The 11,489-nt window shown below is 70.9% G+C and carries 10 protein-coding genes; 4 read left to right on the top strand and 6 right to left on the bottom strand.

Annotation, left to right across the window (positions count from 1 at the left end; all coding sequences use genetic code 11):
- The 5 genes from QZ433_RS00045 to QZ433_RS00065 form a co-directional block, all read right to left on the bottom strand.
- Positions 1-247: class II fructose-bisphosphate aldolase (locus tag QZ433_RS00045; protein WP_295779422.1), on the bottom strand; the 247-nt coding region annotated here is incomplete at its 3' end.
- A gap of 77 nt (positions 248-324) precedes the next feature.
- The gene (locus QZ433_RS00050) at positions 325-1,695 is read right to left on the bottom strand and encodes an iron-containing alcohol dehydrogenase (protein WP_295779423.1); all 1,371 of its coding nucleotides are present in this window, start codon (positions 1,693-1,695) and stop codon (positions 325-327) included.
- A gap of 35 nt (positions 1,696-1,730) precedes the next feature.
- Positions 1,731-2,549 carry an HAD-IIA family hydrolase gene (locus tag QZ433_RS00055; RefSeq protein ID WP_295779424.1) on the bottom strand — a complete coding sequence of 273 codons (819 nt, stop codon included), beginning with the start codon at positions 2,547-2,549 and terminating at the stop codon, positions 1,731-1,733.
- Complete coding sequence (glpK, locus tag QZ433_RS00060) at positions 2,546-4,039, bottom strand: glycerol kinase GlpK (protein WP_295779425.1); 1,494 nt, start codon at positions 4,037-4,039, stop codon at positions 2,546-2,548. Before glpK ends, QZ433_RS00055 begins: the two co-directional genes overlap by 4 nt.
- 187 nt (positions 4,040-4,226) lie before the next feature.
- The gene (locus QZ433_RS00065) at positions 4,227-5,726 is read right to left on the bottom strand and encodes a glycerol kinase (RefSeq protein ID WP_295779426.1); all 1,500 of its coding nucleotides are present in this window, start codon (positions 5,724-5,726) and stop codon (positions 4,227-4,229) included.
- Positions 5,727-5,930: 204 nt separating this feature from the next.
- On the opposite strand from QZ433_RS00065, the gene QZ433_RS00070 reads away from it, so the two are divergent.
- Genes QZ433_RS00070 through QZ433_RS00080 form a run of 3 tightly spaced genes read left to right on the top strand, consistent with a single transcriptional unit; the run spans position 5,931 to position 8,987 of the window.
- Positions 5,931-6,875 carry a hypothetical protein gene (locus QZ433_RS00070; RefSeq protein WP_295779427.1) on the top strand — a complete coding sequence of 315 codons (945 nt, stop codon included), beginning with the start codon at positions 5,931-5,933 and terminating at the stop codon, positions 6,873-6,875.
- Positions 6,876-6,879: 4 nt separating this feature from the next.
- Entirely contained in the window at positions 6,880-7,701 is an 822-nt protein-coding gene (locus QZ433_RS00075) for an HAD family hydrolase (protein ID WP_295779428.1), read from the top strand.
- A gap of 11 nt (positions 7,702-7,712) precedes the next feature.
- A complete protein-coding gene (locus QZ433_RS00080; RefSeq protein WP_295779429.1) occupies positions 7,713-8,987 on the top strand; it encodes a RuBisCO large subunit C-terminal-like domain-containing protein in 1,275 nt (424 codons plus the stop codon).
- Positions 8,988-9,049: 62 nt separating this feature from the next.
- Here QZ433_RS00080 and QZ433_RS00085 read toward each other — a convergent pair whose 3' ends face one another.
- Positions 9,050-9,817, bottom strand: a complete 768-nt coding sequence (locus QZ433_RS00085) for a triose-phosphate isomerase family protein (protein ID WP_295779430.1) — start codon at positions 9,815-9,817, stop codon at positions 9,050-9,052.
- 116 nt (positions 9,818-9,933) lie between these two features.
- Here QZ433_RS00085 and QZ433_RS00090 point away from each other — a divergent pair.
- Positions 9,934-11,489, top strand: a 1,556-nt coding sequence (locus QZ433_RS00090; protein ID WP_295779431.1) for a glycerol-3-phosphate dehydrogenase/oxidase, incomplete at its 3' end; no start/stop codon positions are given.

Consider the following 11,489-nt stretch of genomic DNA (forward strand, 5'->3'; position numbering starts at 1 on the left):
GATCGAGATGCAGCGCCACGGGGACGCTCGCGGCGTCGGCGGCCGCGGCGGCGAGGCCGGACAGCACCGCGGCGCCGAAGTACTTCACGGTCTTCACCGAGGTCTGCAGGATGATCGGCGACCCGGCGCGGTCCGCCGCGCGCACGACCGCGGCGATCGAGATGCCGTCGACGATGTTGACCGCGGGGACCGCGTAGCCGTTCGCACGCGCCTCGAGCGCGAGCTGCTTCGTGCTGGCGAATGTCATTGGGGATTCCCTCCTGTTGATCGGAGCGGCTCTGCTGCGATCGTTTCAATAGTACAAGTATAGCCAACCCTATACAACTAGATACCGAACCCTCCGCCCACCGCGGCGGCGCGCGCGAAGACGCGATCGAACAGCTCGTCATCCCACCGACCGGCCAGGACGAACAGGTCCGCGATCGACAGGCGGTCGCGCATGAACGGCAGGGCGCCGAGCGCCCACCGCGCGCGGTCGGGCGAGACCGGCGGCGTCAGCTCGGCGAAGGTCGTCGGAGCATTCCACGCGCGCAGCGCGGCCAGGGGCACGGCCGGATCCCCCGCCAGGGCGCGCAGCGTCTCGACGTGCCGACGGCGGTGAGAGAAGAACGACACGATCTGTGACGTCGCCGAGACCCAGCGTCGCATCTTCGCCTGCACCGCCCGCCAGCACTCCTTACCCAGGACGCCCGACGGATCGACCGGATGCCACACCTGCCGCACACGCTTCTCGACATCGGTCGGCACGACGAGGTCGGCGGGCTCGAGCGCGAACAACCCGCCCTCCTCGAGGGCGATGTCCCACAGCGAGGCCGCCAGAACGCTCGCGACCCCCACCTGCGCCCCGTGCAGGTCGTGCGCGACGCCCTCCGCCAGGGCCGACATGTCCAACACGTGACTCATCAGGTGCTCCACCCCCGACAGGGGAGCGGTCGTGCCGGCATCGCCGATGACGAGACCGCCGACCGTGAGCGTGTCGACGAGCACGCCGAGCCGGTCCGCGTCATCGCGTCCGGCATCCGCCAGCGCCGGAGCCAGGTCGCGCACGGGGTCCACGAACCGGCCGTCGTAGAGCGAGGAATCCATGCCCAGCGCACACGCCAGGTACCAGTCCGCGGGGGCGGACCAGATCGCGACGGCGTCGCCCACCCCGGCCCGAGTCAGGGCGAGCGGAGCCCGTGCCACGACATCGTGGTCGATGACGAGGGCGTCCGGCCAGCGACTCGGCACGGTGCGCTTGGCACCGTTTCGCACGACGACCGACAGCGGATCGGCGTAGCCGTTGACGCTCGCCGCGGTCTGCACCGAGATCAGCGGGACGCCGAGGTCGGCGGCGACGACCTTGCCCAGATCGCTGACGGTTCCCGAGCCGACGGTGACGATGATCGCGGCGCCGGCGGCGCCGGCCGCGACCGCCTCGACCGTGCGCTCGTCCAGCGTCACACCGTGCGCGCCGACGGGAACGCGCACGTGTCGCGGGGTGCGCGCGCCGGACACGGCGGCCTCGACCACCGCGTCCAGGTCACCGTCGTCCACGACCTTCTGCGCGCCGTCGCCCACGATCGCGACCTCGCCCGACGGCGCCAGCTCGTCGACGAGGCGCCCGAGATGGCGCAGCGCACCCGGTTCCGAGAACAGGCGCAGCGCGCCGCCGGAGCTGGAGCGAGCGAGCTCCGCGGGAGATACGAGGGACATGGGTGTCCTTTCCGTCGCCCAGCGGACGACAACCGTCAGCGGACGGCGAGATCGACGTCGAGCAGATCGTCGATCCGCTCGAGGATGTAATCGGGACGCTGGGCGGCGGGAGCGGCCTCCACCATGGCGGGATCGGTCTCGCCGGTGAGGACCAGGGCGGAGCGCATGCCCGTGTTCTTGGCGAAGAGCACATCGGTGGCCAGACGATCGCCGACCATCACCGACGTCGCGGGGTCCAGCCCCGTCTCGGCGACGATGATGTCGAGAAGATCCTTGGAGGGCTTGCCGAAGACCGCCTCGCACTCGATCTGGGTGCCCGCGGTGATGGCGGCGGTGATGCACGCGGCATCCGGTTCTCCTCGTCCCCCCGGAAAGGGGCAGAAGCGATCCGGATTGGTCGTCACCAGGCGCGCGCGGCGGTGGAACCACAGCGCATCGAAGGCGATCTGCAGTTTGTCGTAGGCGAAGGTGCGGTCGTACGACGACACGACCAGGTCGATGCGCGCGGGATCCTCGCTCATCTCGATTCCCGCCGCAGCCAGCGCCTCGACCAGCGGCGCCTCGCCGATGGGGAACACGGCCGCGTCCGGCATCGTGCGCCGGATCCACGACACCGTCGCCGCGAGGCTGGTGTAGACCTCTTCCGCCGGCGTGGGCAGCCCCAGTCGCGTCAGCTTCGCGGCGTAGTCGGTCGGCCTCTTCGTGGGGTTGTTGCTGCAGAACACGACGCGCTTCCCGCGCTCGCGCAGCCCCTCGATCAGGCGCGCGGCACCCGGCAGCAGCGTCTCTCCGAGGTAGATCGTGCCGTCGAGATCGAAGACGTAGGAGTCGAAGTCGGGCACGCGCGCGCTCATGCGACCGCCGCCGTCCACCCGCGCGTCAGATCGCGCGCGGCTCGCCACCCGGCGTAGAGCTCGTCGGCACGCCCGCTGTCGATCCGCGGCTCGAAGACGCGATCGACCTCGTACTTCGAGCGCACCTCCGCGAGATCCCGGTACACCCCGGCCGACAGGCCCGCGAGCATCATCGCCCCGAAGATCGTCGCCTCCGAGTTCCGAGGGCGCACCACGGGGATGCCGAGCACGTCGGCCTGCAACTGGCACAGCAGATCGTTCTTGACGGCGCCGCCGTCCACCCGCAGCTCGGGGATCTCGAACCCGGAGCCGGTGACCGCGGCATCCACCAGATCCCTCGTCTGGTAGACCATCGACTCCACCGCGGCGCGGATGACGTGCAGCCGGTTGGTGGAGTTGGACATGCCCACGAGGACCGCTCGCGCGGTCGGGTCCCACGTGGGCGCGGCCAGCCCCGTGAAGGCGGGGACGAAATAGACGCCCTCGGTGCCGGAGACCTGCCCCGCGTACCACTCGCTGTCGGGGGCGGCGTGAATGAGCTGGAGGTCGTCGCGCAGCCACTGCATCGTCTTGCCCATGGCGTAGACGACGCCCTCGGTCTCGTACGAGGTCTCGCCGCCGATCGTCCAGGCGGCGCTGGGCGTGAGCCCGTCGGGACGGAAGGCGGTGGCGCCGTTGTTGATGTTGAGCACCCCGGCGGTGCCGTAGGTCATCTTGACCTGGCCCTGCGCGTGCGCGGCCTGGCCGAAGAGACCCGCCTGCTGGTCGCCGAGCGCGCCCGTGATCGGCACCGGTGCGCCGAACGTGGCCTCGATGGTGCCGAAGTGCGCGTCGGAGGGCACGATGCGCGCGAGCATGTGCCGAGGGATGCGCATGCCGCGCAGCAGGTCGTCGTCCCAGTCGCAGGTCTCGAGGTTCATCATCATCGTCTGCGAGGCGTTCGAGGGCTCGGTGACGAACGACTCCCGGCCGGTGAGGTTCCAGATGAGCCAGGTGTCGACCGTGCCGGCCAGCAGCTCGCCCCGCTCCGCGCGCTCCTGCGCCCCGGGCACGTGATCGAGGATCCATCGGATCTTGGATGCCGCGTAGAAGGCGTCGGGAATGAGCCCGGTGCGCTCCTTGATGAGGTCGCCGAAGCCCGAGTCGACCCAGTCCTGGACGATCTGATCGGAGTGCCGCGACGCCCACACGATGAGGTTGAAGAGGGGTCGGCCGGTGTCCTTCTCCCACACCATCGCCGATTCGCGCTGGTTGGTCAGCCCGACGGCGGTGAGTTGATCGGCCGTGATGCCCGCCTGCCGCAGCGCCTCGCGCATGACGTCGAGCTGGGTGTGCAGGATCTGCATCGGATCGTGCTCGAGCCACCCGGGACGCGGGGAGATCTGCGTGAGCTCCGACTGGCCGAGGCCGAGCACGCGGGCGTCTTCATCGATGACGAACGCCCGCGCGCTCGTCGTTCCCTCGTCGATGCCGAGGATGTACTGCGTCACAATTCGTGCCTCTTCGTCGTTCGTCTGCGCGGTCCGGACCGGCGCGACGGTCCAGGGCCCCGCGCGGGGTGACCGCGGGGCGGAGGTGCCCGCGTCAGGGCTCGGGGGCGGGCGGGAGTGCCCGCATCGCGTCTCGCGGGCAGGGCGGAGCACCGGTGCGCCGTCGGCACCGGTGCCCGCCCGGGGGTCAGGCGACCTGGACCTTCTTGGTCCACCCCTTCGTCAGCTCCCGCGCGGCCGTCCAGCCCGCGTAACGGGAGTCGGCTTCGTCACGGCTCATCTGCGGCTCGAAGACGCGGTCGACGACCCACTTGGACTCGAGCTCTTCGAGGCTGGAGTACACCCCGGTGGTCAGACCGGCCAACAGCATCGCACCGAAGATCGTGGCCTCGGCGTTCTTCGGGCGGATGACGGGGACGCCGAGCATGTCGGCCTGCAGCTGGCACAGCAGGTTGTTCTTGACCGCACCGCCGTCCACGCGCAGCTCGGGGATGGCGAGGTCCGATCCGGCCAGCGCCGCCTCGACCACGTCGCGGGTCTGGAAGACCATGGACTCCACCGCGGCGCGGATGATGTGCAGGCGGTTGGTGGAGTTGCTCATGCCGATCAGGGCGGCACGGGCATAGGGATCCCAGGTGGGGGCGGCCAGACCCGTGAACGCGGGGATCAGGTACACGCCCTGCGTGTCGGGGACCTGCCCCGCGTACCACTCGCTGTCGGGCGCGGCGTGGATGAGCTGCATGTCGTCGCGCAGCCACTGCATGGTCTTGCCCATCGCGAACAGCACGCCCTCGACCTCGTAGGCCGTCTGCCCCTGGACCCCCCAGGCCAGGCTGGGCGTGAGCCCCTCGATGCGCCGCGGCGTGCTGCCGCAGTTGATGTTGAGCACGCCCGCGGTGCCGTAGGTCATCTTCACCTGACCCGGCGTGAACGCGGCCTGCCCGAACAGTCCCGCCTGCTGGTCGCCCAGGTCGGAGCCGATCACGACGGGCGCGCCGAATGTGGCCTCGATGGTGCCGAAGTTCGAGTCCGACGGCACGATCTCGGCGAGCATGCCGACGGGGATGTTGTAGTGCCCGAGGAGCTCCTCGTCCCACTGCAGGGTCTCGAGGTTCATCATCATGGTCCGCGAGGCGTTGGAGTAGTCGGTCTTGAAGGACTTCCGCCCGGTGAGGTTCCAGATGAGCCAGGTGTCGACGGTTCCCGCCAAGAGCTCGCCGCGTTCCGCGCGACCCTGTGCCCCGGGGACCTGGTCGAGGATCCAACGGATCTTGGATGCCGTGTAGTACGCGTCGGGAATGAGGCCGGTGCGCTCCTGGATGAGGTCGCCGATACCGGCATCCACCCATCCCTGCACGATGTCGACCGAGTGCCGCGACGCCCAGACGATCGCGTTGTAGATGGGGCGGCCGGTCTCCTTGTCCCACACGATGCCGGTCTCGCGCTGGTTCGTCAGTCCGACACCGGAGAGGTCGTCGGGGGTGATGCCGGCGTCGCGGAGAGCGGCGCGGATGACCTCGAGCTGCGTGTTCAGGATCTGCATCGGGTCGTGCTCGATCCAGCCGGGACGCGGGTAGATCTGCGTCAGCTCGGCCTGGCCGAACCCGACGACGGTGGTGTCCTCGTCGATGACGAAGGCACGCGCGCTCGTGGTGCCTTCGTCGATTCCCAGCAGGTATTTGACCATGGGTGCTCCCACTTCATCGTGTTGGAGGTGATGCGCCGTCGGGCACGGGCGTCCGTCGGCAGGCTGAGGTTAATCTGGTCGTACTTGTATAGTCAAGTATTGCCCTGTAAGTCTCGGGTCTCTACTCTGTGATCCGGTCGGTAGCGCCCGACCGAAGGTTATCCCTTTCCGCGCACACAACGACGTGAGGCCAAGGACACACATATGGACATCGATCTCTTCTCGATCCTCGCCGCCGCCGCCGGCGGCTTCTTCGGCGCCGCCATCGGCGCCCTGCAGGCGTTCATCTTCACCGGGGTGATGGTGCTCGTGGGGCTCATCGCCCTCATCGCCGACCCCACGTCGCCGATCCTCGGCTCCATCGCCTTCGGACCGGCCTTCGGGCCGCACATCTCCTTCGCCGGCGGTGTCGCGGCCGCCGCGTACGCGGCCCGCAAACACGATCTCCTGGGCAAGGACATCGTCACGCCGCTGGCGAAGTTCGCCCAGCCGGACGTGCTGCTGGTGGGCGCCGTGTTCGGCGTCTTCGGCTACTTCTTCCAGAAGCTCGTCGCGATCATCCCCTGGTTCGGAACCCACACCGACGCCGTCGCCGTCACCGTGCTCGTGTCGGCCCTGATCGCTCGTCTCGTCTTCGGGCGAACGGGCGTCTTCGCCCGCAACTCCTCGGGGGCGAGCGGCTGGGCCGCGTACTCCCCCTCGGACGAGGGGCGATGGATCGAGGGGCAGGAGCGCTTCGTCCCGAACACCTTCCTGGGCGTGTTCGTCGGCGCTCTGGGTGCCTTCGTCGCGATCTCGATCGCCCAGGGGGTGCCCGCGATCGCCGGCAGCGCCGCCACCTTCATGTTCGCCGTCTCGGCCGTGTCGCTGATCTTCCTGACCATCGGCATCCCCGTGCCCGTCACGCACCACATCACCCTGCCCGCGGGCGTCGCGGCCGTCACGTTCCTGCCGATCGTGGGCGGACAGTCCTGGGCCGCGATGCTCATCGGCATCGTCGCGGGCCTGCTCGGCGCGTGGATCGCCGAGGTCTTCGCGCGCCTCTGGCTCTCGCACGGCGACACGCACATCGACCCGCCGGCCGCCGCCATCTGGCCGGTGACGACCCTCGTGCTGGGCGTGGCCGCGCTCTTCCCGGCGGTGAGCTGACCGCATGATGCTCGAGACCGGGAGTCCGCATCCCGTCCGCGCCGTCGCTCTCGACGTCGACGGGACCATCGCCGGCCGGGACCACGCCGTCAGCGCGCGCACCGCGAGCGCCATCCGCGCCGTCCGCGATGCCGGGCTCCCGGTCTTCCTGCTCACCGGACGCTCACGACGAAGCGTCCTCGGCCTGGCGCGCGAGCTGGGGCTGCGCAACGGCGTCGCCGCCGCGAACGGCGCGGTGGCCTTCGACCCCGTGGCCGACGTCGACACGCGCGTCGCAGCGATGTCCCCCGCCGACGTGGCGACCGCCGTCGCGCTGCACCGCTCGACGGGGCTGGCCCTGACCTGGTGGGAGAGGGACACGATCTGGGTGGATGCCGCCGGCCCCGTCGCCGACGAGCTGATCGCCCTGGGCGAGAGCCCCGACGCCGTCCGCGTGGGCGACCCGTCCGGCATCCGGCCCGAGGCGACGCTGAAGATCATGCTGCACGGCGACCCCGCGGCCCTCGACGCCGTCACCGACGACGTCCGCGCCGCGCTCCCCGGGGCGGCGCGGTCGATGGACACCTTCTGGGAGTTCGTCGCCCCCGACGCCCACAAGTGGGAGGCCCTGCGGCACCTGCTCGACGGGCGCATCGACCCCGCGCACGTGCTCGGCATCGGCGACGGCGGCAACGACGTGCCCTGGCTGAGCCGCATCGGTCACCCCGTCGCGATGGGCAACGCCCGCGACGAGGTCAAAGCCCTCACCACCCGCCACACCGCGCACCACGGCGACCACGGCGCGGCCCTCGTCCTCGAGGACCTCGTCACCCGCCTGCGCCCCTGAAGGAGTTCCGCATGCCCTCCCCCCTCGATCTATTCGCTCTTCCCGAGACGCTCGGCGACGATCACCTCCTCGCCACCTACGTGCTCGAGCTGCCCGTCGACGTCGATCCGCTCGCCCGCGCCACGCGGTTCGCCGTCGGCCAGACGACCGGGACCTGGCTGCCCGTTCCCGGCATCACCGACGAGCTCCGCGCACGCCACGAGGCCCGCGTCGTCGGCATCTCGAGCCTCCCGCCCGCCGACACCCGGGGGGTCGCCGAGCCGGAGCGCATCGGCTACGTCGTCCGGATCGCCCTCCCCACGATCAATTTCGGGCCGTCTCTGCCGATGATGTTGACGACCCTCCTCGGGAACGACTCGTCGACCTCGGTCGAGGCCAAGCTCGTCGACCTCGAGCTGCCCGACGCCTTCGCGAGCCGTTTCCGGGGCCCGGCGTTCGGGGTCGAGGGGCTGCGCCGACTCACCGGCGTCACCGACCGCCCCCTGCTGTTGAACATGCTGAAGCCGTGCGCCGGCATGCCGCCCGCCGTCGCGCGCGAGGTGTTCTTCGAAACCGCCCGGGGCGGCATCGATCTCATCAAGGACGACGAGCTCACCGCCGACCCGGAGTACTCCCCCGTCGTCGAGCGCGTGCGCCTCTTCACCGCCGCGGCCCGTGCGGCGGCCGAGGAGACCGGGATCGAGACGATCTACATCCCCAACGTCACCGATCGCCCCGACCGCATGATCGACACCGCGCGCCGGGCCGTGGATGCCGGAGCCCGAGCGGTCATGGCGACCTACGCCACCGTGGGCTACGGCTCGCTCGAGGCGCTCGCCGAGGCGGTGGAGGTGCCCGTCCTCGGCCATTTCGCCGGCGCCGCCCCCTACTTCGAAGGACCCGCCACGGGGATGAGCGCTCCCCTGGCGATGGGCCTGCTGCCACGACTGGCGGGGGCCGACCTCGCCCTGGTGAGCACGCCCTACGGGGGCGCGTCGATCCGCAGCCTGCCCTACGTGCGCACCGTGCACCAGATGCTCCTGCCCCGGCCCGGGATCGCGCCGACCATGCCCGTCATCGGCGGCGGAGTGCACCCCGGCACCGTCGGGCGCTACGTCGCGGAGCTCGGCACCGACATCGTCCTGGGCGCGGGCGGCGCGATCCAGGGACACCCGGGCGGGGCGGGCGCCGGCGTGCGGGCGATGCGTCATGCCATCGATGCGGCCGTCGCCGGCACCCCCGTCGAAGACGCTGCCGCTGTGCACGAGGAACTCCGGACGGCGATCGACGCGTGGGGCGTCATCTGATCCATCCGCCGCATACGCGAGCGAACGGCCCGGGGAGACGCCCCGGGCCGTTCGTTCGGCGTTCAGGCCGCGCGCACCTCGGCGATCGTGGCGAGGAAGCCCGCGGCATCCACTCCGGCGCGCCCCAGGAAGACGCCATCGGGGATGCCGTCGACCCGGTCGTGCGCGCGACCGGCGGCGGCGATCGCGGCGAAGGTCCCCGGACCGGCGCTGCCGCCGTAGACGACCCGCACGGCACCCCCTCGCCCGGCCGTCAGCTCGCGCAGCCGGGCCACGACACCCACGACGTGCGCCGGCGGGGCGGGTTCGGCGGCACCGATCGCCCAGGTGGGCTCGTAGGCGACCACGACGGGGGCATCTTCCGGAACACCCCCGAAGGCCGCGTCGAGCTGGGGCAGGATCACGCGCTCGGGGTCGGCGCCGCGCTCCGGCTCGCCCACGATGAGTACGGGGGCGATCCCGGAGGCGGCGGCTCGGCGCGCTTTCGCGCCGAACACCTCGGGGGTCTCACCGAAGTACCGCACGCGCTCGGGGTGCCCGATCATGGCCAGCCGCGCGCCGAAGCCGGCGAGCAGGTCGGCGTTGTCCTCGCCCGTGTAGGCCCCGGCGGGGTAGGCCGAGACGTCCTGCGTGCCGACGACGACGCCCAGGGGAGCGAGGGCATCGACGGCGCGGGTGAGCAGGGCCGCCGGGACGCAGACGAAGACGCCGTCGCCGCGCTGCTGCGTCTGCGCGAGCCCGTCGCGCACCGCGTCCAGCCATCGCGGAGCCGTGTCCGCGGTGAGGTAGCTCTTGGGGCTGCACCCCACCATCGTCGTGGGCAGTGACATCGGACCTCCTCGTCCCACGGACAGGCGCTGCCGCTTGTCCGAAGTTGTGTACTCTTGTATATACATCTTAGGTGCAGCTGCGCCGCCCATGTCACCGTCAATGGAGAACGAGACATATGACCAGCTTCTCTCGCGCCACCCGGGCGCAGCTGACCGGCCGAGCCTTCGACGTCCTCGTCGTCGGCGGCGGCATCAACGGCGTCGCGATCGCACGCGATGCCGCGACACGGGGCCTCTCGGTCGCCCTCATCGAACGCGGCGACCTCGCCGTGGGCACCTCGTCGTGGAACAGCCGCCTGATCCACGGCGGACTGCGCTACCTCGAGCACGGCGAGATCCCGCTGGTCTACGAATCCCTCCACGACCGCGAGTGCCTGTTCCGTATCGCCTCGCACCTCGTGACCCCCCTGCCGTTCGTCGTCCCGCTCTACGGCCACAACCACCTGCCCGGATGGATGTTCCGCATCGGACTCGTCCTGTACGACATCCTGTCGCTGCGGAAGTCCGTGCCCGCCCATCGGTATCTGAGCCGCAAGGCCATCGACACCGAGCTGCCCGGACTCGACAAGGAACGCCTCTCCGGCGCCGTCCGCTACTACGACGGCCAGGTGACGTACCCCGAACGCCTGGTGATCGAGACCGCGCTGTCCGCCGGCGAGGCCGGAGCCGTCATCGGCACGTACGTCGAGGCATCCGACATCCTCCGCGACGGGGCGCGCGTGGTCGGGGTCGCCGCCCGCGATCTGCTCACCGACGAGACCTTCGAGATCCGCGCGTCCTGCGTGGTCAACGCGGCCGGCCCCTGGGTGGACGAGCTCGGAGAGAGACTCGGGATGCCGCGGCAGATCGGCGGCACCACGGGAACGCACTTCGTGGTCGACGCCTTCCCCGGCGCCCCCGACGCCTGCATCTACTTCGAAGCGCGCTCGGACAACCGCGCGATCCTCGTCATCCCCTGGAACGGGCGCTACCTCATCGGCACCACCGACGACCGTTTCGACGGCGACCCGGGCGCCGTGCGCGGCACGGACGACGAGATCGCCTACCTCCTCGCCGAGACCAACCTGCTGATCCCGACGGCGAACCTCACCGCCGACGACGTGCTGCTGACTTACACGGGCGTCCGGCCGCTGCCGTACCGACCGGGAGTCAAGGCGGGCAACATCCCCCGCAGCCACCTCATCCTGGCCCACGACGAGGCCCCCGGTCTCATCACGATCGTCGGCGGCAAACTCACTCCGCACCTGAGTCTGGGACGCCAGACGGTCGACAAGATCGCCCGCAGGCTCGGCCGATCCCTTCCCCCCTCGCGCACCGATCGCGCGCCGCTGCCCGGATCGCTGTCGCCGCGCTGGTCGGGAGCCGCCGCCGCACGGCAGCGCCTTCTGGCCTCACTGCCGTGGGACCGCGCGCTCGCCGAGCGTCTCGTCGACGTCTACGGCGCGGGCGCCGCGGCGATCCGCGACCTCGCGAGCGCCGAGCCCGGAGCCGCCGACGTGTACGGCGATGGCCGCGGCGCGGTGATCGCGGCCGAAGTGCTGCACGCCGTGCGGGCCGAGGGCGCGGCGACCCTGGTGGACATCCTGCACCGGCGCACGCTCGTCGGTCTCGAACCGGCTCTGGGTACGGACGTCGAACGCCCCGTCGCCGAGCTCGCCGCACGCGAGCTCGG

The organism is uncultured Microbacterium sp. (assembly GCF_913776565.1).
In the GTDB taxonomy this organism is placed as follows: Bacteria; Actinomycetota; Actinomycetes; order Actinomycetales; family Microbacteriaceae; genus Microbacterium.

What these genes read in the sequence shown, in the direction of transcription:
- QZ433_RS00050 (WP_295779423.1), bottom strand. Translation starts at nt 1,695, where the DNA reads ATGTCCCTCGTATCTCCCGCGGAGCTCGCTCGCTCCAGCTCCGGCGGC.
- QZ433_RS00055 (WP_295779424.1), bottom strand. Translation starts at nt 2,549, where the DNA reads ATGAGCGCGCGCGTGCCCGACTTCGACTCCTACGTCTTCGATCTCGAC.
- QZ433_RS00065 (WP_295779426.1), bottom strand. Translation starts at nt 5,726, where the DNA reads ATGGTCAAATACCTGCTGGGAATCGACGAAGGCACCACGAGCGCGCGT.
- QZ433_RS00070 (WP_295779427.1), top strand. Translation starts at nt 5,931, where the DNA reads ATGGACATCGATCTCTTCTCGATCCTCGCCGCCGCCGCCGGCGGCTTC.
- QZ433_RS00075 (WP_295779428.1), top strand. Translation starts at nt 6,880, where the DNA reads ATGATGCTCGAGACCGGGAGTCCGCATCCCGTCCGCGCCGTCGCTCTC.
- QZ433_RS00080 (WP_295779429.1), top strand. Translation starts at nt 7,713, where the DNA reads ATGCCCTCCCCCCTCGATCTATTCGCTCTTCCCGAGACGCTCGGCGAC.
- QZ433_RS00085 (WP_295779430.1), bottom strand. Translation starts at nt 9,817, where the DNA reads ATGTCACTGCCCACGACGATGGTGGGGTGCAGCCCCAAGAGCTACCTC.